15 protein-coding genes are annotated in these 23,665 nt (G+C 46.3%); 13 read left to right on the forward strand and 2 right to left on the reverse strand.

Annotation, left to right across the window (positions count from 1 at the left end):
* Positions 1-30: 30 nt before the first annotated feature.
* From ACDE64_RS10255 to ACDE64_RS10275, 5 genes are all read left to right on the forward strand, one after another.
* Entirely contained in the window at positions 31-1,641 is a 1,611-nt protein-coding gene (locus tag ACDE64_RS10255) for a response regulator (RefSeq protein WP_411349925.1), read from the forward strand.
* Between the two features lie 903 nt (positions 1,642-2,544).
* Positions 2,545-4,209: an extracellular solute-binding protein gene (locus ACDE64_RS10260; RefSeq protein ID WP_411346364.1), complete on the forward strand. Its 1,665-nt coding sequence runs from the start codon at positions 2,545-2,547 to the stop codon at positions 4,207-4,209.
* A gap of 123 nt (positions 4,210-4,332) precedes the next feature.
* Positions 4,333-5,226, forward strand: a complete 894-nt coding sequence (locus ACDE64_RS10265; protein ID WP_367057191.1) for an ABC transporter permease — start codon at positions 4,333-4,335, stop codon at positions 5,224-5,226.
* A 27-nt stretch (positions 5,227-5,253) separates the two neighbouring features.
* The gene (locus tag ACDE64_RS10270) at positions 5,254-6,132 is read left to right on the forward strand and encodes a carbohydrate ABC transporter permease (protein WP_411346365.1); all 879 of its coding nucleotides are present in this window, start codon (positions 5,254-5,256) and stop codon (positions 6,130-6,132) included.
* Positions 6,133-6,666: 534 nt separating this feature from the next.
* Complete coding sequence (locus ACDE64_RS10275) at positions 6,667-8,742, forward strand: beta-galactosidase (protein WP_411349926.1); 2,076 nt, start codon at positions 6,667-6,669, stop codon at positions 8,740-8,742.
* A gap of 162 nt (positions 8,743-8,904) precedes the next feature.
* Here the strand turns inward: ACDE64_RS10275 and ACDE64_RS10280 are convergent, their stop codons facing one another.
* Complete coding sequence (locus tag ACDE64_RS10280) at positions 8,905-9,936, reverse strand: arabinogalactan endo-beta-1,4-galactanase (RefSeq protein ID WP_411349927.1); 1,032 nt, start codon at positions 9,934-9,936, stop codon at positions 8,905-8,907.
* An 842-nt stretch (positions 9,937-10,778) separates the two neighbouring features.
* Here ACDE64_RS10280 and ACDE64_RS10285 point away from each other — a divergent pair.
* The 3 genes from ACDE64_RS10285 (at position 10,779) to ACDE64_RS10295 (ending at position 15,646) form a co-directional block, all read left to right on the forward strand.
* On the forward strand, positions 10,779-12,311 hold the full coding sequence (locus ACDE64_RS10285; protein ID WP_411349928.1) for an N-acetylmuramoyl-L-alanine amidase: 1,533 nt from the start codon (positions 10,779-10,781) through the stop codon (positions 12,309-12,311).
* Between the two features lie 323 nt (positions 12,312-12,634).
* On the forward strand, positions 12,635-13,834 hold the full coding sequence (locus ACDE64_RS10290) for an SH3 domain-containing protein (protein ID WP_411349929.1): 1,200 nt from the start codon (positions 12,635-12,637) through the stop codon (positions 13,832-13,834).
* Positions 13,835-14,026: 192 nt separating this feature from the next.
* On the forward strand, positions 14,027-15,646 hold the full coding sequence (locus ACDE64_RS10295; RefSeq protein WP_411349930.1) for an ATP-binding protein: 1,620 nt from the start codon (positions 14,027-14,029) through the stop codon (positions 15,644-15,646).
* 209 nt (positions 15,647-15,855) lie between these two features.
* Here ACDE64_RS10295 and acsA read toward each other — a convergent pair whose 3' ends face one another.
* Positions 15,856-17,580, reverse strand: coding sequence for an acetate--CoA ligase (gene acsA / locus ACDE64_RS10300; RefSeq protein ID WP_411349931.1), 1,725 nt, complete (start codon positions 17,578-17,580; stop codon positions 15,856-15,858).
* Positions 17,581-18,060: 480 nt separating this feature from the next.
* Here acsA and ACDE64_RS10305 point away from each other — a divergent pair, with 480 nt between their 5' ends.
* The 5 genes from ACDE64_RS10305 (at position 18,061) to ACDE64_RS10325 (ending at position 23,644) form a co-directional block, all read left to right on the forward strand.
* Positions 18,061-19,167, forward strand: a complete 1,107-nt coding sequence (locus ACDE64_RS10305) for an acyltransferase family protein (protein WP_411346373.1) — start codon at positions 18,061-18,063, stop codon at positions 19,165-19,167.
* 329 nt (positions 19,168-19,496) lie between these two features.
* Positions 19,497-20,129, forward strand: coding sequence for a GNAT family N-acetyltransferase (locus tag ACDE64_RS10310; protein ID WP_411349932.1), 633 nt, complete (start codon positions 19,497-19,499; stop codon positions 20,127-20,129).
* A gap of 123 nt (positions 20,130-20,252) precedes the next feature.
* Positions 20,253-21,431: an acetoin utilization protein AcuC gene (locus ACDE64_RS10315; protein ID WP_411350264.1), complete on the forward strand. Its 1,179-nt coding sequence runs from the start codon at positions 20,253-20,255 to the stop codon at positions 21,429-21,431.
* A 334-nt stretch (positions 21,432-21,765) separates the two neighbouring features.
* On the forward strand, positions 21,766-22,323 hold the full coding sequence (locus ACDE64_RS10320; protein WP_411346375.1) for an imm11 family protein: 558 nt from the start codon (positions 21,766-21,768) through the stop codon (positions 22,321-22,323).
* Between the two features lie 187 nt (positions 22,324-22,510).
* Positions 22,511-23,644: a glucose-1-phosphate adenylyltransferase gene (locus ACDE64_RS10325; RefSeq protein WP_411346376.1), complete on the forward strand. Its 1,134-nt coding sequence runs from the start codon at positions 22,511-22,513 to the stop codon at positions 23,642-23,644.
* The last annotated feature ends 21 nt before the right edge of the window (positions 23,645-23,665 follow it).

Here is a 23,665-nt window from a genome sequence, read left to right on the forward strand (position 1 = left end):
CAGAGAAAGAGATCGGGGAAGTGAATGAACATGGTAAATATTTTGCTGGTGGATGATGAATCGTATGTAACGGAAAGTTTGGCGCTGACCATTCCGTGGGAACAACTGCGCATTGATCAAGTATTTTGCGCCGAATCAGTGAATCAGGCATTATCGCTGCTCACGGAAAAGGAGATCGACATCGTGGTGACCGATATTCGGATGCCGGATCGTGATGGGTTGGAGCTGCTAGGCGAATTGTCCCGCAATTGGCCTGCCGTACGCTCGCTCGTGCTGACCGGACATTCGGATTTTGAATACGCGCAAAAGGCGATTCGATTGAAAGCGAGCGATTATATTTTAAAACCTGTGGACGACGACCAGTTTATGGAGAGTGTCGGCAAGGCAGTGACTGCGATTGAGCAGGAATGGGGACAGCTGGATAAATACAATCGGCTTGCTTATCGCCGTCAGTCGGAACTGGAAGTGCTGCGCGACGGATTGCTAAGCGATATGCTGCTTGGGCGTGAACTGAATGAACGCGAGCTGCTGGAACGACTGAGCAATTACGAGATTGCCTTACAGCCTGGGCGTGTAGCACGGATGTTATACATGTCTACAGGCAATTCGCTGCGTGGGATGGAGGAGAGTGAAGCCAGACTGCTGGAATATGCTGTTGGTAATATTGCTGTTGAATTGCTCGGCAGTCAGGCACCTGTCTGGTTTGGTCGCGCTCCGCACAGTGGGCTAGTTATGCTCTGGCAGACATCTGCTGATGCGCTTAGCGATGAGGAGAGCCAGCGTTTGCAGGAGTTGGTCGATAGTGCACGTACGTATTTGAAAATGACATTGTCTGTCTATGTGAGTGAGCCGTTCGCGTTCCCCACGGAGATTGCGACTGCGTATCGCCATGTACTGCGCTCTGCCCAGCATTCATCCGGCAACAATGAGCCGCAGATTCACCTGCTACAACCGGAAGGCACCGTTCGTGAACGTCCAGTAATTATCAAATACATGGAGCCTCTGTATCGTCCGCCTACTCTGATCCATCTGTTGGAATCCGGTCAATGGAGCGGTGCACGTGATAAAGTGATGGCAGTGCTGGACACATTAGAGCCGTTGCCGCTCACCCATGAACATCTGTATGAAGTATATTTGGCAGTTAGCAATGCGCTCGTATACATGTCACACCACCATGGACATATGCTAGGCGAAAGTGATGCAGGCGGACTTGATCCATTTTCCGCTCAACATATTACAGGCTCGCTGGATCGCCTACGGAGTTGGTGCATCAATGTATTGGGACGCTTGGAAGTCCAACAAACCGCATCCCATGCCGAACCAAGTCGTAGCCGCGTCGTCAAACAAGTACAAGAAATCGTCTCCGAAAGCCTCGGTCAAGATGTATCCGTCAAAAGCATCGCCGACCGTGTCTATCTGCATCCCGTGTACCTGTCTAAAATCTACAAAGCCGAAACCGGCGAAGGTCTGGGCGACTACATTATCCGCATTCGCATGGAAAAAGCATTATACATGCTCAAACATACCAATCGCAAAATTTACGAAATCACCGCCGAACTAGGCTATCAGAATCCACAATACTTTAGCAAATTGTTCAAAAAGCACTACGGCATGACACCAAACGAATTCAGAGATAGCTGAGACGAGATCAATAATTTCGCTGGAGCGAGGACCGCTCCGCAAAGGGACAAAGGCATGAACTCCGATGGACGGACGAGAATCTACGAATGAGAAGGTAATTGTAGATTCCCGCCCATTTCCATTTCACACGCTAGAAAAAGCATAATCCATCGTCGCTCAGATCAAACCGCACCACCAAGCCCAATACGGCAGTATATTTGCTACATACAACAAACAAAGCAGATGCTTCAATGACAAAGACCAGCACGAACCCAATGAGCCTCAATTACAAAAAAGATGGATTGCCAACCAAATACTCCAAAAACCCATTTAAATAATATAATAAATGTTACTAAAACAAGCACAAATAAAAATCAAGAAAATGAATTCTACATACATAAGCGATACAACATTAACGATAAAATTCTGCAATCAAATACTATCCACAAAGTAACAAACCAACAAAGCAACAAACCAACAAGAGAACATCGCAAAATCTCCATCCACCAACCTACTACTCCCTCCCCAAAGTTGGATTATTGCCACCCTCCTTCATCGAAGTTGCTTTCAACCCGATCACCATACATGAGGGAAATGCGTCTAAGCGGAGGGAAGGGAATTGGGGAAAAGGACGACTTTGGAGCTGCGGGAATCTACAAGTATCACCTTTATCCGTAGATTCCCGCGGCTCCACCTGAGTCCGTTCCCCAATCCCTTCCCGCAGCGAGGTATGCCCCCCACCAAACTAAAGGTTTAAACAACCCCCCTACACCACCCAGTGGCAAAATCCCCCCCCAACATGTTGCAAAAGGTGCAGGAATATTAACTTCGTATCATAGGCGGAATCGTAACCCTCCCGTATAATAAAAACATGAACAACAGATTACGACATGCAGTGTTTAACCTGAAGGGGGAGCAAGAAACATGGGAATGAAAAAATTAGCTGCGGTTCTGCTGACAACCGTGCTGACAGCTGGAAGTTTAGCGGCGTGTGGCGGCGGTGGCGGAAGCAGTACAACGGCATCGGCTACAACTGAAAACGCATACAAAGAGAAATACGATCCACCGGTAACGATCTCGACCGTATGGGGAGTCGATCCGACACTGCAATTTAAAAATGGGGAAACGATTGAAAACAACGTAGCGACCAAATGGGCAAAAGATAAACTCGGTATTGATATCAAGTCACTCTGGTCTGTAACAGACACGAACGGAGCATTTGCTACCAAAATGCGTCTGGCAATGTCTTCTGGACAGGAAATGCCTGATGTTGTAACGATCGGCGACGCACAACTCGCACAGGATCTGATCGACTCCGGTATGTTCAGCGAAGTAGGACCACTGTTTGACAAATATGCATCTGATACATGGAAAAAAGCAATGGAGCAAGACCCGAACGCATGGAACCCATACATCCGCGAAGGCAAAAAGATGGGTATCCCGGTTCTCGATTACGCATACAACCACGATTATGTACTCTGGATTCGTCAAGACTGGCTGGACAAGCTGAACATGAAAGCACCAACCACGATGGACGAGCTGGAAACCGTAATGGCAGCATTCAAAGACAAAAACCCGGATGGTCTGTCCCCGGATAAAGTCGTTCCACTGAGCATCGGCTTCAAATCGTCGATGAACACATGGATGGGCGATCCATCTTGGATCTTCGGTGCTTACGGCACATTGCCACAACAATGGAATGTAGCTGCTGACGGCACGCTGCAATACGGTTCGATCCAACCGGGCATGAAGCAAGGTCTGGAAAAACTGAAAGAATGGTTTGACAAAGGCTACATCCCGAAAGAAGCAGCACTGTGGGATGAGAACAAAACATCCGAACCAGCTGTTGCAGGTACGGCAGGTATCATCCCAGGTCCTTACTGGATGAGCGGCTGGCCGCTGCAAGACACGGTGAAAAACGCACCGGGTGCAGTATGGAAACCAATCTCGATTCCTGTAGGTCCTGACGGTAAAGCAATGCGTCACGGCACAAGCACAACGAACGGCGTCATTCTGATCAACAAAAACATGAAACACCCTGAAGCTCTGTTCACGTACGAAAACTACATGTTCGATAACCTGGCGAACCCGACCAAAGATAGTGAGTTTAATAACGGTCTGTTCAAAGGATATGACTATGATCTCGACGCATCTGGCAAAAACGTGCCAATCGACAAAATCGATGGCGGCTACGTAAACAGCGTTCGTTACTTGCTTGTACGCGACGGTGCTCGTATTCCGAATGCACAAATGGATGCGCTGCTGAAACTGGCTGACGGTTCCCAACCGGAAACTCGTCTGGAACGCGACGTTGCTACTAACTATGGTAAAGAAACACCGGATGCAGCCAAAGTGCTGATGTCCCAAAAAGACATTTCGTATCCTGACATGTTTACTGGTCCAACCACACAAAGCATGAAAACAAAAATGGACTATCTGAACAAAATCCAAAGCCAGACCTTCAACGAAATCATCTACGGCAAATCTCCGATCGATTCGTTTGATACGTTTGTACAAACATGGAAATCGTCCGGTGGCGATGATGTAACCAAAGAAGTCAACGACTGGTATAGCAGCATCAAAAAATAAACTAGAATAGCAAACCAACTGTAGCAGGTACAGCCGCATACAAGGAGATAACGACCTGGACTCCGGGTCGTTATTTTCTTAAATGGCTATACCCGCATCGCCCCAACTGTAGGAGGAGAGTATATGAAAACATTAAAGAAAACGTGGCCGTTCCACGTGATGCTGCTACCGTCAATGATTTTCCTGCTGTTATTCAGCTACCTGCCGATGGGCGGGATTGTGATGGCATTTCAAAATTACAAGCCTTGGCTCGGTTTCACCGGTTCCGAATGGGTCGGGCTGGACAACTTCCGCTATCTGTTTGAACGTCAGGATAGCGTACAGGTGATCTGGAATACGCTGATCATCGCTGTACTGAAATTGATCTTTAACCTGCTTGTCCCATTTGTATTTGCGATTTTGCTGAATGAAATCCGTCGCGTCAAATTGCAACGGACGATTCAGACGCTTGTCTATCTGCCTCACTTTCTGTCCTGGGTTATCCTGGGCGGTATCCTGATCGACCTGCTGGCAACGGATGGTTTTGCCAACCGGATTCTCAGCTCGGTCTTCGGCATTCAGCCAATCTTTTTCCTCGGAGATAATGACTGGTTCCGCTTTACGGTGATCGTATCGGATGTGTGGAAGGAATTTGGTTATAACACGATCATCTTCCTCGCTGCTCTGGCAGGCATCAACCCGGCGCTGTATGAAGCTGCCGAAATGGATGGAGCTACTCGCTGGAAACAGACACTGCATATCACGATGCCAGCGATCTTCCCGATTGCAGCCGTTGTCGGCACACTCGCACTCGGTAACGTTTTGAACGCTGGTTTTGACCAGATTTTCAACCTGTACAACCCGCTCGTTTATGAAAAAGGCGATATTATCGATACGTTTGTGTATCGTACCGCAATCTTGAACGGCGAAATGGGCTTTGGTACAGCAATTGGTCTGTTCAAATCGGTTATCAGTATGGTGCTGATCCTGCTCGCTTACCGTGCTGCTGCCAAATGGGCGAACTATCGCATCTTCTGATGACTTACGAGGGAAAAGAGGGGAACTATGTACTATAAAACAAGCGGTTATCGCATTTTTAATGTCTTCAATATTATCTTTCTAGTCTTCCTGTCCATTATGTGTATCATTCCACTGATCCACGTACTGGCAGTATCATTCAGCTCCAAAGCGGCAGCTGACGCCAACTTGGTTGGACTGTTACCCATCCAATTTTCCATCGAAGCGTATAAGAAGACAATGTTCAATCCAGTCTTCCTGCATTCAATCTGGATTTCCGTACTGCGTACTGTTATCGGTACAGCGATCACCTTGTTCCTGACCTTCTTGGCAGCTTACCCGCTGTCCAAGGAAGAATCGGTATTCAAAGGACGCACCATTTATTCATGGTTGTTCGTATTCAGTATGGTATTTACCGGCGGTCTGGTGCCATTTTATATCGTCATTCAGAAGCTTGGTCTGATCGACTCCTTCTGGGTACTCGTATTGCCAGGTGCGGTAAACACATTCCTCGTCATCCTGATGATGAACTTCTTCCGCGGCATTCCAAAAGAACTGGAAGAAGCAGCATTTATGGATGGTGCAGGTCCATTCCGCACACTGTTCACCATGTATCTGCCGATCTCGATGCCATCGATTGCAACCATTACGCTGTTTAGCATGGTATTCCATTGGAACTCTTGGTTTGACGGTTTGCTGTATCTGAACAATTCCAATCAATTTCCACTGGCAACGTTCCTACAAACGGTTATTATCCAGCAAGATATGAGCTCGATGAGTGCCAGTCCAAAAGAGATGGAACTGATCTCCCAGACTACAGTCAAAGCAGCGCAAATCTTTATCGGTGCAGCGCCGATCCTGATCGTATACCCATTCCTGCAAAAGTTCTTTGTGAAAGGAATGACGCTCGGTTCGGTAAAAGAATAGGTAACAATGATTATCCAAAAATATAGTCAATCGTAGCAAGAACAATCGGTGGCTTGAAGATGGCATGAATGTCATAAGTGCATCCAATCTTGCCACATAGTAGATCGACCAAGTAGCCTGTCACCTCATAAGTGGAATCGAAACAGAGAGAAAAGCAACGGCTGGCGATGATCCATCCCAACCAACGGCTCCATCCTGACCATTCATTCAAGCCATCACTTGAAATGAACAATCCGGTAAGGTCACTCAATAGCTCTATCACCGTAGATCTACCCAAGCTGTATGATTGCAATCCAATGATCGCAAACGAGAACGGATCATACAACGCGTATTCGAATACACGCATCATCTACAAGCATCATTCAAATTGAATAGCTCAAAGCGGCTAAAGTCTGCACGCCGGTCTGCATTTCAGCGCTGTACCAGCAGCGTAGAGAATGTAGTCGGTGTACGGACTTTATGCTTTGATGATTACAAAACGTTCGTCAATGCATTGATATTTGTATTTTTGAACCCATCATAAAGGAGCTTATTATGACGAATCTAACGAACAACGTAACCCCAACCTGGACTGCCATGCTGCATGGTGCCGATTATAACCCGGAGCAGTGGAGACATCGCCCAGACATTCTGGAAGAGGATATCCGTCTGATGAAGCTGGCAAAATGTAATGTGATGTCGGTCGGCATTTTCTCTTGGGTATCATTGGAGCCAGAAGAGGGCGTATATACATTTGAATGGCTCGATCAGGTGCTGGATCGGTTTGCTGCCAATGGCATTTCTGCATTTTTAGCAACACCAAGCGGTGCACGTCCGGCATGGATGTCTGCCAAATACCCGGAAGTATTGCGCATTGAGAAGAACCGCGTTCGCAATCTGCATGGGTTCCGTCACAATCATTGCTTCACTTCGCCTGTTTACCGTGAAAAAGTGGAAATTATGAACACCTTGCTGGCAGAGCGTTACAGCGATCATCCAGCTGTTATCGGTTGGCATATTTCCAATGAATACGGCGGCGAATGTCATTGCGATTACTGTCAGGAAGCATTCCGCGGCTGGGTGAAAGCAAAATACAACAACGATCTGGAGCAGCTCAACCGTGCATGGTGGACGACATTTTGGAGTCATACATACACCGATTGGTCACAGGTCGAATCGCCAGCGCCACATGGAGAAACGCAAGTACATGGTATGAATCTGGATTGGAGACGTTTTGTTACTGATCAGACGGTAGATTTTTGTCGTCATGAGATTGAGCCGCTGCGCAAAGTAGAGCGTCTGCTGCCAGTAACGACGAATTTTATGGAATTTTTCGAAGGGCTGAATTACTGGAAATTCGCTGATCTGCTGGATGTTCTGTCATGGGATAGTTATCCGACATGGCATGATCTGGAAGGCGACAGTATGCAGGGCGCGAAGATTGCTATGATGCACGATATTGTGCGTTCAATCAAGCAACAACCGTTCCTATTGATGGAGAGTACACCAAGTTTGACCAACTGGCAGCCGATCAGTAAAAACAAACGTCCGGGCATGCATCTGCTGTCTTCGCTTCAAGCAGTAGCGCATGGTTCTGATTCCGTCCAATATTTCCAATGGCGTAAGAGTCAAGGTTCCAGTGAAAAGCTGCATGGTGCAGTTGTCGATCATGCCGGGCATGAGCATACGCGCGTATTCCGTGATGTCCAAGATGTCGGTCAAGCGCTGGAACAATTGCAAGCTATTCGTGGCAGTCAGGTGAAGGCAGAAGTGGCAGTTATTTTTGACTGGGAAAATCGCTGGGCAGTAAACGATAGTCAAGGTCCACGCAATAGTGGCATAGGCTATGAGCAGACGGTACTCGACTTCTACCGCGAATTCTGGAAACGAGGCATCGCTGTCGATGTGATCGATATGGAACAGGATTTGTCCAAATACAAAGTTGTTGTTGCTCCGATGCTGTATATGGTTCGCGATGGCGTAGGCGCAAGCTTTGAACAATTTGTGAGTAGTGGTGGTACATTGATCAGCAGCTACTGGTCAGGCATTGTGAATGAGAACGATCTGTGTTTCCTCGGCGGCTTCCCGGGTCCACTACGCAAAGTGTTAGGCATCTGGTCAGAAGAGATTGACGGATTGCATGAAGGTGAGCGTAACCGCATCATTCCGAATACAGGCAATACTTTATCGCTGGAAGGTGAATATGCGGTGCAGGATCTGTGCGATCTAGTACATCTGGAGAGTGCACAAGCACTGGCAACGTATGGCGATGATTTCTATGCAGGTCGTCCAGTACTGACAGTCAACTCATTCGGTGAAGGCGAAGCGTATTATGTCGCAGCTCGTACCCGCGATCATTTCCTCGGCGATCTGATCGAAGGAATTGCAGATCGTGCGCAGGTTACGCGTACACTGACGACTGTACTGCCACAAGACGTAACCGCTCATGCACGCGTACAGGGCGACAGCGAATTTGTATTCCTGCAAAATTACAGCGAAGAAACACGCAACGTACAGCTGGATGATCGCGATTATTCCGATCTGCTGAGTGGTGATAACATCGTTGCAGGTAGCAGTGTTGAGCTGGAATCGTTTGGTATCCGTGTACTGAAAAGAGCAGTAACCGTTTAATTCCAACTTTGAATTTCCAATGAACAAAAGATTGTGAATCAATAAAACAGCCGCAGTATCGTTACACAATAACGATACTGCGGCTGTTTGGATTATGTGTCTGGATGTACACGGATGTGCGTCCGTCTGCATCCATTGTTGCAGTAGATCAGTTCTCAGAGGTTAGTTCAGGAATGCGTCCAGTGCTACCGTTACTTTCCCTTTGGAATCAAAAGCACCTTTGGTGTATGCGTACCATGTGCCGTACGATTCAGGCTCCCAGTAAAATACGCCCAGACCTTTACCGCCCGAAACGGAGCGAGTTTTGGCAAGAATATCGGTCAGGAATGCTTTGGCAGTCGTTGGATCGCTTGCATCCATACCAACTTCGCAGACCATGACTTCTTTACCATAGCGAGATACCATATCGTTCATATTGGTCAGCGCTTGTTGATCCAGCGTTTTCCAGTTACTTTTATCTGGATAGAGGGACATACCGATGACATCATACTTTGCACCATTGGCTTTCAGACCATCGAACATCCAGCGGAACAGGGCATTGTCGTATCCATTGGACAGATGCACGATCACTTTTGTACCGGAATTTACCTTTTTGACTGCATCATAGCCGGAGTTGATCAGCTGGGCAAAATTGCTCATGCTTTTGGACGCGCGTCCATCTTCCCACAGCATACCGTCGTTGGTCTCATTGCCGACCTGTACCCATTCTGGTGTAACGCCTTGCGATTTCAGTGTATTCAGCACATCGTAAGTATGATCATAGACTGCCTGCTTCAGACCGCTAAAGTCTTTGCTAGTCCATGCAGATGGTTTCGATTGTTGAGCCGGATCTGCCCATTTATCGCTGTAATGGAAATCAATCATAATGCGGAAGCCCATGTTTTTGGCACGTACTGCCTGCTTCACAACATCTGCTTTATTGGAGAAATTGATCGATGGATTCACCCATACGCGCAAACGGATCGAGTTTACCCCGTGATCTTTCAAAATTTGCAGCGCATCTTGCTTGTTACCAGCATCATTATAGAAAGACCAATTGTAATTTTCCATCTCTGAGAGCCAACTTACATCCGCACCTTTGGCAAATGCCGTTGCTGCTTCCGCACGCGGAGCAGGGGAAGTCGCTACGCTCAGCCCGCCGATCAATGTAAAACTGAGAGCCAGCGCCGTAATCCGTTTCATCATTTTTCTCATCGTTAAGTGTTCGCCTCCAGCATGTTTGTATGCGTTTACAAAAATTAGTATTCCCAAAATGTTCTTCGCGAAGGAACATATTCATTGTAGCGTGAGCACGTCGTTATGGGTACAGACAAAAAGTCAATATTTCAGCACTTTTATAAAGATTGTGATGATGAGAAAATATCATTTTCGCAATCACTCCTAAATGATTGTCTCAGCTCGGCAGAAAGGTAACATTTTGCCCTCTGGCAGCAAGCAAAGTTTACAAGCCGCCAGATTCTGATTATCATAATAAAAGATATACATAGTGTACGGCATCATCAATCAGATGAAAGCGTACCACAGGACACACGCAGGCAGAGCGCAAACTTATTCGCAGGGTAACATCATTTGCAGACGAAGGGAGGCAGCGGCAACAACAGGTTGATCTGTTATTGGCAAGCCGGGATCAATTATGTACTGACGTGGACGGCAATATTGACTGGCATCATTTCGTCACGATTAATACAGGCAGCACATCCGCGATATTGTATCCAAGCTGTAGCATACATCTGGTCGTATTCATCGACAACCAGCTTGTATGGAATATCGGGTATGTAGAGCTGCCATTCATATACAGGTGAACACGGACAGAACGGACAATGAAATGATGTCAAGACTGTGCAATCTGTTATTTGCATCCGATATAATCGATAAGATATTTTGCTGAGGTCATCATCGCTTGTATGAACTCGTATATTTGAATATCATATGCAGATGAATCGGTATGAACATGCAGAAATGGCGCAGACAAACACAATACGGACTGGGGTATGACACAAGCTACAATCGTCAACCAGAGAATGGCAGGGGGATTTATGAACAAAAAACACAACTGGATACTGGGATTGATGCTAGTGTTATTCATGCTAGTACTTCCAACAGCAGTGCATGCAGCGGATCAGGCACATATTAACCTCAATGGCAAAAGCATTGACGTGCCGTCCAATGTGCAGATCACAAGTGTCAAAGGCAGTGTAATGGTGCCATTGCGGCTTGTCGTGGAACAGCTTGGTTACAAAGTAACCTGGTCTGATTCTACTCAGACGGCTACGATCAAACAAGGCAGTACTGTCGTGGCGTTAACTGCGAATAGCACAACAGCCAATGTGAACGGGAATGCGATTGATCTCGAAGCAGCCCCATTTGTAAAAGGCGGAACAACGCTCGTTCCATTGCGCTTTTTGAGCGAAAATACAGGCGCCACGGTCAAATGGGATAATAGTTCCAAAACCGTCTTCCTGAGCACGCCGTCCAAGTCACCAACGACTACACCGACAACCGGAACGACGGACAATGGTTCATCGTCTACACCAACAGACGGTACGGCAACGACTGCAAATGCAACGGTTGATTCGATCAGCTTCAGTGACAATCGGATGACGATCACAGTCGAAGGCAATGTGACGCCTAAGTCCAGCTCGCTGACCAATCCGAATCGAATTGTACTCGATCTGCCCAAAACAGCATTTTCCGCTGCTTTTCTGAATGGACAGCAATTGAGTGTCGGAGACATAGGCAAAGTGGATGTGACAGGTTATCCGCAAGTGTCCGGCATTCGCTACTCACTGTTTAGCGGCAATCCATCCGCTGTACGCGTAGTAATGGATCTGAATACAGCACAGAAATACAAGGTGATTACCGATACACCGGGCGTGATTATTGTCGAGCTGGATGGTGATGTGACTCCTTCCACAGGCAGCACTACGACTGGAACCAATACTCAGACTGGCGGTACGCCAACTGGTACAACGGATAACGGTTCGACAGCTGTACCAGTTACACCAAGTTCCGGTCCAGGTGATGATGGCAAGAAAATCGTCGTGATTGATGCCGGTCATGGCGGTTCCGATCCGGGTGCAATCAGCATTACGAAGAAGAACGAGAAGGACTTCACGCTGGCAGTCGTATTGAAAATTCAGGCACTGCTCCAGCAGGACCACAATATCGACTTCGTACTGACACGTAGCGATGATAGCTATCCAACCTTGCCGGATCGCGTCAAGATCGCCAACAATCTGCATGCCGATGTATTTGTTTCCATTCATGGTAATAGTACATCGTCAGCCGTATCACCGAGCGGCACAGAGATTTATTACACACGTTCCGACAGTGTAGAATTTGCCGATATGGTTCACGATCATGTCGTTCAAGCACTTGGTTTACCGGATCGCGGTATTCATGCCAAAAGCTTACATGTAATACGCGAAACGACCATGCCTGCTGTATTGGTTGAAGCCGGGTACTTGAGCAATATTGGCGATGAATCGTTAATGTATAGCGATGATTTCCAGCAGAAGCTGGCGCAAGCTGTTGTTGATGCGATCAAGCAATATTTGAATGTACAATAATGCTGAAACGTTAACAAAAAAGTGAAGCTATTGTTATTTTTGATCGACAGCATTTGATGAAGTGTGGTATAAATGTGGTAAGCAACTGTGATGAGAATATGACGTCGCTGTCATTTTCTACTCTACACAGACAGGCTTACCACATTTTTTTATCATTTTTGCACATATTTCATCATTTTTGCACATATTTCATCATATTTTCTTCATAACTTCTGTTGTTTTTGTCATTTTTGATTAATGGTTCTGACGGGATTGTCAGATATTATACATAACCCCATGATTACGCAGCATGAACAGCCCCATAACCGCTGAGGAGGACATCCATGAAAAGAAAGCTCATTACACTACTGACTGCTGCTGTATTATTAACTTCCGCTCCGGACATAAGCCAGGCAGCTGCAACGACCGTACCGGTCGGTAAAGTGAATATGCCGGTGAATTTCCGTTCCGGTCCTAACACAGACAGTTCCGTGTACAGTACACTCCAACCGGGAACAAGTATCAAAGTGCTACGTCAGGTGAACAATTACTGGCTGCGTGTCAAAGTCGGCGTCAAAACCGGCTATGTATCCGCTAGCTATATCGACTATAAACCTTCGGCTGAATGGGTCGCTGCGAATAGCAGCACGTCTGTCAGTACCAAAGATTCGGATACAACCACATCTGGCAGTGCGACTGGTAATGGTACGGTGACTAATGCTGCATCATCCGTAGTGAAAACGGGCAGTAATGTAACCGCATCCGCTGCCCCGGTAGGTAGCACTCCTTCGGCTAGCCTTCCTACTAGCACGGTCATTACACCGCCTGCTGTACATGCACCGGGCACCGGTCTGGTAGAAAGAGGCGTGAATTTCCGCGCCGAGCCGACAACTGGTAGCGCAGTGCTGCGCGTATTGCCTGTAGGCGAATCCTTCAGCGCTCTGGAACAGCCAAGTGCTGCATGGATTAAGATTCAGGACAAAGATGGCATTACTGGCTATGTATCCGCAGATTATGTGTCGTATACATTGCCAGCTTCGCAAACAGCTGTATTGGCGGAAATGCCCTCGCAAACGGTAGATGAAGTCGATGCGCAACCATTCAACCCACCAGCTCCATCGATCAGTTTCCCTTCCTTGTCTACCGGTTCGCCGCTAGACGAAGCGTCCGCTGACCGTATTATTGCCAGCGCGCTTGCATTGCAAGGTGTAACACAATATGGCTTTGGTAAAAACGAAGCTCCGACATTGTTTGATTGCTCCTCCTTTACTCGCTATATCTTCGGATTGGAAGGGATTGATCTGGCATGGGGAACCCGGTATCAAAAAGATGTCGGTATTGAGGTAGAACGAGGACAATGGCAAAAAGGGGATCTGCTCTTCTTCTCCGGCGGCGATCCTAACGTCATTACGCACGTAGGCATCTACGCTGGCGATAACAAGCTGATTCATAATAGCCCAAGCCTGAACGGAATCGCCATTTCCAATCTGGATCTGCAATACTGGGTGGATCATTATGTAACTGCACGCCGTATTTTGCGTTAACTGCACACAGATCTCTGCCTGTTCGGGTTAGAAAATAAAACCTGAGCAGGTTTTTTGTGTCTGAAATGCACCAAAGTGTCGTGTCCAATGGGTAGATGCATGGTAAAAACATATGTTTGTATGGTATGCTAGAAACATTATAATGGTAACGTATACTTACTGCAATTGATTACACCCACTTAGGGAGGCAGCATGAATATAGATCCTAAATTTCCAGCAATCGATTGGGAATATATAGTACAAAATCTAAAATCGTCTGTTACGATCGCAGATGCGCGCAAACCCAATTGCCCGCTCGTGTTTGTGAACAGCCATTTCACGGATCTGACCGGATATACCCATGAAGAGGCAGTCGGTCATAACTGCCGCTTTTTACAGGGAGAGGATACCAATCCGACTGCGGTTCAGATGTTTCGAGATGCTTTGGCAACCCGAACGTCAGCAACGATCGAAATTTTAAATTATCGCAAAGATGGAACTTCCTTCTGGAACGAGGTCAATTTGGACCCGATCTTTGACCAGAATGGAGAATGTCATTACTTTGTCGGTATTCAATTTGATATTACCAAACGTAAAGAAGCAGAATTTCAGGTAATGGATGCCAAAGATCAGGCAGAGAGCGCCAATGTCGCGAAAAGCCGCTTTCTGGCGAATATCAGTCATGAGATTCGTACACCGCTAAACGGGATTATCGGTATGACTGAATTGATCTTGCTGAATGAAGTAGAGGAAGATCTACGAGACAATATGAAAATTGTACAAAATAGTGCGGAAACATTATTAACATTGATCAATGATATTCTTGATTTCTCCAAAGCAGAAGCAGGTAAGATGAGCCTAGAAAGTATTGAGTACAATCTGTACGAATTGATGGATATGACGATCAAGGCGCACCGTCCGCTCACCTTGCAGAAGAAGATTAATCTGAATCTTCATATTGGTCATAATGTACCGGAGATCGTATATGGCGATCCACATCGGCTCAAACAGGTATTGAATAACCTGATTAGCAATGCAGTCAAGTTTACCCGTCATGGCGCAGTCGATGTGTCTGTGAATGGTGCGGGTGATACCGGTGAAGAGATTCAACTGCATTTCCGAATCAAAGATACCGGACTGGGTATTGCTGCCAAAGACCTGAACAAGCTGTTCCAGAGCTTTAGCCAAGTAGATGATTCTCAGAGCCGTGAGTTTGGTGGCACCGGATTAGGTTTGGTGATCAGTCAGCAGATTGTGGAACTGATGAATGGTAGCATTACAGTGGAAAGTGAGCAGGGACAGGGGAGTACATTCCAGTTTACAATTCCAGTACGTTATCCAGCCAAATCGAATCCGCGTAGCGATGCTAGTACAGTAGTTAAGAAGCTGTCCGAAACCGTCGTCGCGCATCAGCCCAAACTTGTCCATGGATTGGATAAACAATCTGCTCGTCTCAACGTATTATTAGCAGATGACGATCGGATCAGCTGTATCATTACATCGCGTATGTTGAACAAGCTAGGGTATTATGTCGATGTAGTGGACAACGGTCTGGAAGTGATTCGTATGCTAGAGCAAGATGACAGTTATGATCTGGTATTGATGGATATTCAAATGCCTGTAATGGACGGTCTCAAATCGACGCAAGCGATCCGCAATTCCAATACGATCGCAAATCGGAATATTCCGATCATCGCAGTAACCGCCAATGCCTTCAAAGATGACGAAGACAATGTGATTGCAGCTGGTATGAATGGAGCGCTGTCCAAACCGGTTCAGATGGAGCGTCTTGCTGAATTGGGACAACAATTGGAAAAGCAGAAAAATCGGTAACTACAAGTCGTCTGACAAACAAATAAGTATTTTATGCAACTGTAACAAGCTTGTATCGTCTATTAGTGCAGTATTTCAATAGACAAGTGTAAAAGATAATAGTGTCAAAGTATAAAAGCCATTTCTCAGTTATAGAGAAATGGCTTTTTTGATGAATGTTGTGATTTTTGGTACGATTTGATTTCTAATAAATCATTAATTATTACTCATTAATCCTCCAGTGTAGAGAGATCGCCTGTCGGCAATTCCAGCTCCCATGCTTTCAATACACGTCGCATAATTTTACCGCTACGTGTCTTCGGCAGCTTGTCTTTGAACTCAATCTCGCGCGGAGCAGCATGAGCGGAAAGTCCCTCTTTGACAAAACGAGTGATTTGCTGCTTCAATTCATCAGATGGCTCGAAGCCTTCACGAAGGGAGATGAAAGCCTTAATAACCTCACCACGTACAGGATCAGGCTTGCCGATAACACCTGCTTCGGCAACGGCTGGATGCTCTACCAACTTGCTCTCTACTTCAAAAGGCCCAACCCGTTCGCCAGATGTATTGATCACATCATCAATGCGCCCTTGGAACCAGAAGTATCCATCTTCATCCATATAAGCGGAATCTCCTGAAATGTACCAGCCATCAATCCGCATATACTCTTCATACTTGGCAGGGTTGTTCCAGATTTTGCGCATAATTGACGGCCACGGCGTTTTGATCGCCAGATTGCCCATGCGCAGCGGTGGCAATTCATTTCCTTGATCATCAAGAATCGCAGCTTCGATCCCCGGTAGCGGGCGACCCATAGAGCCGGGACGAATATCCATCCGTGGATAGTTACAGATGAGCTGTCCGCCCGTTTCCGTCATCCACCACGTATCGTGAATCCGTTGCTTGTACACGCGATGTCCCCAACGGATGACTTCTGGATTGAGTGGTTCACCGACACTGAGTACGTGACGAAGTGAGGAGAGATCGTATTGTTCAACTGCTTCATCCCCAGCGCCCATCAGCATACGGAAGGCGGTCGGCGCACTATACCAGACGGTAACTTGATACCGCTGAATCGTCTCATACCAGTCTTGTGGACTGAAGCGACCGCCGCGAATGACATTGGTGGCGCCGTTCAGCCATGGAGCAAAGATACCGTATGACGTTCCGGTAACCCAACCCGGATCGGCAGTACACCAGTAAATATCGTCAGGCTGCAAGTCGAGCACGATTCGTCCGGTATATTCATGCTGCACCATCGCCCCGTGTACATGATACACACCTTTCGGTTTACCGGTCGAACCTGATGTATAGTGTAGAATCAATCCATCTTCCTGATCCACCCATTCGATCTCTGCTTCATCGGACGCTTCTGCTACTGCATTGCCCCAGTGAATCTGACCTTCGCCCAATTCTGCTTCGTCTCCATACACAATAATGTGCTTTAATTCTGGCAATTCGGCAGCAGGGACACGATCTACCAGCTTGGGTGTGGTGACAATCGCAACCGCACCGCTATCTTGCAAACGATCCCGTACCGCAGTCTCCATAAATGCTTCGAATAATGGACCTGCAATAGCACCGACTTTGATAATACCGAGCAGAGTGAAGTACAGTTCCGGCGTGCGAGGCATGAAAATAAACACCCGATCACCTTTGCCAATGCCCAGCTTGCGCAGCATATTCGCCGCTTTGTTCGACTCACGACGCAATTGTTCAAACGTATACGATTCATCGCGTTGCAGATCGCTGTAGTGAAGAGCGATTTTATCCTTCAACTCAGATTGTGCATGACGATCAATCGCTTCATAAGCTAGATTGACCTTACCGGTTTGATGCCAGCTAAATCGTTTCTCGACATCTGCCCAGCTGAATTGCTGACGTGCCTGTTCGTAATCCATTAGATTTGCTTGCCCAGCTTCTACAGCAATGACTTCAATCGTGTCTTTTCCCATAATGACCTCCACAAATCAGAAATAGTGATGTTCAGTTGAGATGATTTCTTTCATTTACCATATATAGCGCTTACAAAATAACATACTACCATTTCACAAAATGTTCAAATATTTCTCCTCTATTGACCCAAATCATGCAAGAATCGTCTCAATTTACGAAAAAAAGCTGAAAATGCAAACGGATTCATGAATATTAATCATAAAATTAACACATTTTTCCACATCTTATTTTAAACATAGTGTACAATATACAAAAATTAACAACAGTTATTCAAAACGAGAACTTTTCAGAAGGCAGTCAAATCTGTATACTAGTGTACCGTACAACAAAATGGTAAAAGAGAATGCCAAAATCTGGTGATACGCACCATAATGAGAAAGAATGACTGCTATTCTGGCGATCCTACATACAAGGGAGGTATGCGAAACGCGAACTTTGAAACAATATTACGAATTGGATAAAGGAGGATGTATAACGTAATGAGCAATCAATCAATCAAGGCAACACCTAAACGGACGATCAGCGAAGTGTCGATCGTACGCGCCATTGCCTGCATGAGTGTAGTGTTGCTGCATTCGATCAAATTTTCAACAGGAGAAAGTACAGAGGGACCGGTTCAATTCGGGATGTGGACATTAGCAGGCTTGCTGTCGTTTGGTACATCGACGTTTGTATTTATTTCGGCATTGATTCTGGCATATTCCTATCCGAAGGACTTACCGAAAGGATTCTACAAAAAACGGATTCAGTTTCTGTTTATTCCATTTGCCTGCATGGCAGTCTTTTACGCGATTACATCGGGCATTATGAATGACTGGTCGATTCCGAAGCTTATTGTGTATAATATGTTAGGTGCATATCACGGCTGGTTTGTGCTTGTCATTTTTCAATTTTATATTTTGCATCAACTGTATGCGCGGTATATTGACCGTTTTCGTCCGATCACGGTATTGGCGGTATCGCTCGTAATCAATGTAGGCTACCTTGCCTTTTTCAATCTGGTACCACCGATCAGCGACAATCAGTATATTGCGTACATATGGGATCGTGGATATTGGATGCCATTTACCGGTTGGTTGTTTTATTTTTCGCTAGCCTATTATTGCGGCAAAAATTATCAACAATTCCTTGCTATTTTGGAAAAATACAAATGGTGGATATTGGCAGCCTTGCCGGTGTCTATCGGTCTGATCATTTACAATAATGCGTTCTCCAGCTTTGGATTTGGTTCCAAGCGCATGGATATGATTTTGTTTACCGTGGTCGTTATTTTCCTAATGTTCCTAGCATTCCGCCGGGTAACGACGATTCCGCCAGTGATCAACCTGATCAGCCAATATTCATTTGGCATCTACCTCGTGCACTGGTTCTATCTGGAAATGATGGACTTGGCAATCGAGACGTTTGGCATTCAGATTGGGTATTTGGAAATCCCACTGTTGTTCTTCACTGGAATTGCGCTATGTATCGTAACGATCAATCTGTTTAATCGCTTCAAGTTGGGACAATACGTAGTTGGACGAATCAATGTGCGTCGTCCTGCAAGTGAGAAGCGTTCATTCGGCACAGCCGCAGCTGAAAATTAAAAATCATCCTTCGCCTATTCAGTTGCATTGGTAAGCAGGAATGCAAGCAGCGAATATGTGTATAAAACAAGAAAAGCCTTCTCCAATAACCTGTACAGTTCTGGATCTGTATAAGGCGGGAGAAGGCTTTTTTGTGATTTTGCATATATTTTATGATTTTATTATATTTTATGATTTTGTATATATTGATCTGGAAGCATACTCACTATTGTCATGCTGGAAATGACATCATAGTATTCAGCAGGCATGCAAATATTGTAAAATCAGCTATAATCAAAGCAAGCATCATTATCGTAAGCGTTATCATAACGATTAGAAAGGATACCGTTATGGAACATATCAAACTCAAACAAACCGAGGTACTGGAGCATAACCATCTTCGACTTGTATTGGAAGGACCGGTGCCATCACAACGGATTGCTGCATGTCAGATGCATGCGCAATTGGATGCATTTCGCCGTCCTATTGAACAGCAAGAAGCTTTAGTCGAAATTGCCGAATTGCCGGAAGGACGCATCATTATGGCAACAGACGGTGATCTGATCGTTGGCTATGTCACCTTTCACTATGCTGATGAATACGAGCGCTGGTCGGAAGGCAACATGGAGGATTTGATCGAATTGGGCGCGGTGGAGATCGCTAACGATTATCGCGGGCTAGGACTCGCCAAACGATTGATCCAGCTCGCTTTTCGTGAATCTCAGCTGGATAACGTCATTGTGTTTACGACAGAGTATTACTGGCATTGGGATCTGGAGAGTACAGGTCTCAGCGTCTGGGACTATCGCAAAATGATGGAAAACTTGATGAAAAATGTAGATATGATCTGGTTTGCTACGGACGACCCGGAAATTTGCTCCCATCCTGCCAATTGTCTGATGGTGCGTGTGGGGCGACAGGTGCCGCAGGAGTCGGTGGAGGCGTTTGACCGTCTTCGTTTCCGACAAAGGTTTATGTATTGAAGCATCCGAGCAGCATCAGTGCCAGACAATGAATCGTCAAAAGGAACAGCAAACACAAGCGCAACAATCGCACCATCTAAATGGTCAAATCATCATTACGTTAGTAGGAGAGGAGACATGACAATGCCAGAAGCAGCGTATGTGTATCACCCGGATAGTCTGAATTATGTATTTCGCCGCGATCATCCATTTGATCAGCGTCGCTTGGTGATGACGATGGAATTGCTGCAACAGGTTGGCGCACTGGATGACTCCGCTCTGATTCAGCCGCCATATGCGTTAGATGAACAGTTACTACGCAGCATTCATATTCCGCAGTATGTCGATACCGTGAAGCAGCTCAGTCTGGACGACCCGGAAGAGCGCTATATTAGCCTTGCAGGTCAATATGGTCTCGATTATGATGAGACGCCTTTTTTTCCAGGAATGCATAAGAGTGCCAGTGCAATCGGAGCCGGATCGGTTCATGCTGCTGAATTGGTCATGAGTGGGCAGTATAATCATGCTCTGCACCTGGGCGGCGGTCTGCATCACGCACTACCACAAAAGGGAGCAGGCTTTTGCATTTACAATGATGCTTCTTTGGCGATTCAGCATATTCGCCATCAGTATGATGCCAAAGTGTTGTATATCGATACCGATGTGCATCATGGAGATGGCGTAGAGATGAGCTTTTATACCGATCCACATGTGTTTACGTATTCCATTCATGAAACTGGCAAATATCTGTTTCCCGGTACTGGGCGAGTGGAGGAGCGAGGCGCAGGTGAAGGATTCGGTTGTACGATCAACCTACCCGTAGAGCCGTATACGGAGGATGATTCATGGCTGGAATGCTTTGGCACACTGCTGGATCAAGTATTACAGCGTGCACAGCCAGACATTATCGTGAGCCAGCATGGCTGCGATGCCCATGCGCTGGACCCGCTCTCCCATATTCATTGCTCGATGCGCATTTATCGCGAGATGCCTCAGCTTATTCATCAGGCGGCTCATGAGTGGTGCCAAGGACGATGGGTAGCATTAGGCGGCGGTGGATATGATATTTGGCGTGTTGTGCCGCGAGCATGGTCATTATTGTGGCTAGAGATGAGCGAGCATCCGTTACTGCAAACACTTGATCATGATCCGCAGCTATTATTGCCAGAGCACTGGGTGAATCGCTGGCAAGCGCAAAGCCCTGTCGAATTACCACGTACATGGCTAGATGATGTGAGTCGCTGGGAACCGATGCCGCGGCGGCAGGAAATTATGAAGCAGAATCGGCATATATGCGAACTGGCTGCTTCTTATTTGAAGTGAAATTGCATCACAGCTATCTACAGAAAGTAGTGAAATGGATCTTCATCTGTCACATCATCGTAACAAAGCCGCTCTGCCAGGCATACACTGCGGCTTTATGAACTTATGGTGTAAAAAAGTGGCATTATGGGTGGATTCGGGTATATAGACTTAGCTGGATACAAATGTCGTTACTCATTCATTTGCACAAAACGCTCAACTTGTTGCCTATTGGCAGAAGGTGAAATGAATCTTCATGTCGAAATAAACAGCAGCAGGTAATGAAACAGAATCATCATGTTTGGATCAAGCAATACATATGATGATTTCCATGTTGCGAAAGGATGAGGTATGTATGTGTTATGTCCTGCTGCCGGCGGATATTTACCCGGACCGTTACTGGTTCAAGTACAATTTCAACGAATCTCCAGATCATCTCAGTTTCAAAAAAGGCACGCCGCAGCGCGATTGGGCGAAACCTCCCCGCTTTCATTTGCAGGGAAATATTGATCTGGATCGGTTGCTGCTGTTTGACTGGTTTATGACCGATGGACCCGATCTGATCGGACCGCGTCTTACAGCTATTATTCGTCAGTATGCGCCGAACGATGTGCAGCTGGTTGAAGCAGAGGTTATGGTCAATGGAGAGCCACTGCGTGGTTTTCATGTACCGAATATCACGACCGTGATCAATTGTCTGGATATGGAAGAATCGGTTTATGTGCCGCTATTGCCCGGTATACACGGCAGTCCGCCACATTTTATCTCGGTTGCCTTCCGACCCGACGCGTTGAAAAGACATGGACTTGTACGTTCCAACGAAGATATTAGCCTGATTGTGGCATCTGACGAATTTGCACAGGCTTGCCAGGCACAGAGTATTACCGGTATTCGATTTCAGCAAAATATCTGACTTTCCGTGGCGCGCCCTGATAACACAGCCCGTACAACAGCATATGGTGAGCTGATTCCAGCGGGAAAGTCTCCTTACATTTTCATTAGCGGCCAGTACTTGTTAAAACATGATTTTGCATTTGGTCTCTCTGCGTTATCGTATTTCAGCTAAAGAATATGACAACTTACACGAAGGAGGCTTTTCCATGAGTAAAAAAGAAGTCGTGGCTATGCTGCTTGCCGGAGGTCAAGGCAAAAGGCTAAAAGATTTGACCAAGTCCCTGGCAAAGCCAGCCGTTTTCTTCGGCGGCACGTATCGGATTATCGATTTTCCGCTGAGTAATTGCGCCAATTCCGGCATTGATACTGTTGGTGTATTGACGCAATATGAACCGACACTCCTGCATGCATACATAGGTGTAGGCAATGATTGGGATATGGATCGCAAAAATGGTGGTGTGTTTGTTTTGCCACCGCATGAACGGCAGGAAGGTAGCAGCTGGTATCAGGGAACCGCGGACGCCATTTATCGCAACCTGAAATTTGTGGAAAGCTTTGACCCGGAACATGTACTGATTCTGTCCGGTGACCATATTTACAAAATGGATTATCAAAAAATGATCGATTACCATAAAGAAAAAGATGCGGATTGCACCATTTCCGTAGTCAATGTGACGTTGGAAGAAGCGAGCCGCTTCGGCATGCTGAACACACATGACGATCTCAAAATTTACGAATTCGACGAAAAACCGAAACATCCGAAAAGTACACTTGCTTCCATGGGTGTCTATCTGTTCAAATGGGATGTGCTCAAATCGTACCTGATCAAAGATGAAGACAATCCTGCTTCTTCTTATGACTTCGGTAAAGACCTGATTCCTTTATTGCTTGGCGATAATAAAACATTGTATGCGTATCCGTTTGATGGATACTGGCGCGATGTCGGTACGATTCAAAGTCTGTGGGAAGCGAATATGGACATGCTGTCCGAGAATCCGCAGCTGGATCTGAATGATCCAGAATGGCGCATTTTCACCCGTAGCCCGAATCAACCGGCTGCCTTTATCGCACCTTCTGCTAATGTGCAAGATAGCATTATCAATGAAGGCTGCATCATCAATGGAGAAGTGAAGCATTCTGTGCTGTTCTTCAATGTGGAAGTGGGCGAAGGCAGCGTTATTACCGACTCCGTCATTATGCCAGGCGCCAAAATTGGCAAAAATGTACGTATTCACCGTTCGATTGTCAATGAAGGTATTATTATTGAGGACGGCGCTCAGATCGGCACCGAACAAGCCGAGAATAGTGAAATCGAACTGATCACAAGCAATCAATCATAAGAGACAGGGACGGTGACTGGA

It is taken from the genome of Paenibacillus sp. WLX2291, assembly GCF_046603665.1.
Taxonomy (GTDB): domain Bacteria; phylum Bacillota; class Bacilli; order Paenibacillales; family Paenibacillaceae; genus Saccharibacillus.

Coding starts and splice junctions, on each gene's coding strand:
- ACDE64_RS10255 (WP_411349925.1), top strand. CDS start 31: ATGGTAAATATTTTGCTGGTGGATGATGAATCGTATGTAACGGAAAGT.
- ACDE64_RS10260 (WP_411346364.1), top strand. CDS start 2,545: ATGGGAATGAAAAAATTAGCTGCGGTTCTGCTGACAACCGTGCTGACA.
- ACDE64_RS10265 (WP_367057191.1), top strand. CDS start 4,333: ATGAAAACATTAAAGAAAACGTGGCCGTTCCACGTGATGCTGCTACCG.
- ACDE64_RS10270 (WP_411346365.1), top strand. CDS start 5,254: ATGTACTATAAAACAAGCGGTTATCGCATTTTTAATGTCTTCAATATT.
- ACDE64_RS10275 (WP_411349926.1), top strand. CDS start 6,667: ATGACGAATCTAACGAACAACGTAACCCCAACCTGGACTGCCATGCTG.
- ACDE64_RS10280 (WP_411349927.1), bottom strand. CDS start 9,936: ATGAGAAAAATGATGAAACGGATTACGGCGCTGGCTCTCAGTTTTACA.
- ACDE64_RS10285 (WP_411349928.1), top strand. CDS start 10,779: ATGAACAAAAAACACAACTGGATACTGGGATTGATGCTAGTGTTATTC.
- ACDE64_RS10290 (WP_411349929.1), top strand. CDS start 12,635: ATGAAAAGAAAGCTCATTACACTACTGACTGCTGCTGTATTATTAACT.
- ACDE64_RS10295 (WP_411349930.1), top strand. CDS start 14,027: ATGAATATAGATCCTAAATTTCCAGCAATCGATTGGGAATATATAGTA.
- acsA (WP_411349931.1), bottom strand. CDS start 17,580: ATGGGAAAAGACACGATTGAAGTCATTGCTGTAGAAGCTGGGCAAGCA.
- ACDE64_RS10305 (WP_411346373.1), top strand. CDS start 18,061: ATGAGCAATCAATCAATCAAGGCAACACCTAAACGGACGATCAGCGAA.
- ACDE64_RS10310 (WP_411349932.1), top strand. CDS start 19,497: ATGGAACATATCAAACTCAAACAAACCGAGGTACTGGAGCATAACCAT.
- ACDE64_RS10315 (WP_411350264.1), top strand. CDS start 20,253: ATGCCAGAAGCAGCGTATGTGTATCACCCGGATAGTCTGAATTATGTA.
- ACDE64_RS10320 (WP_411346375.1), top strand. CDS start 21,766: ATGTGTTATGTCCTGCTGCCGGCGGATATTTACCCGGACCGTTACTGG.
- ACDE64_RS10325 (WP_411346376.1), top strand. CDS start 22,511: ATGAGTAAAAAAGAAGTCGTGGCTATGCTGCTTGCCGGAGGTCAAGGC.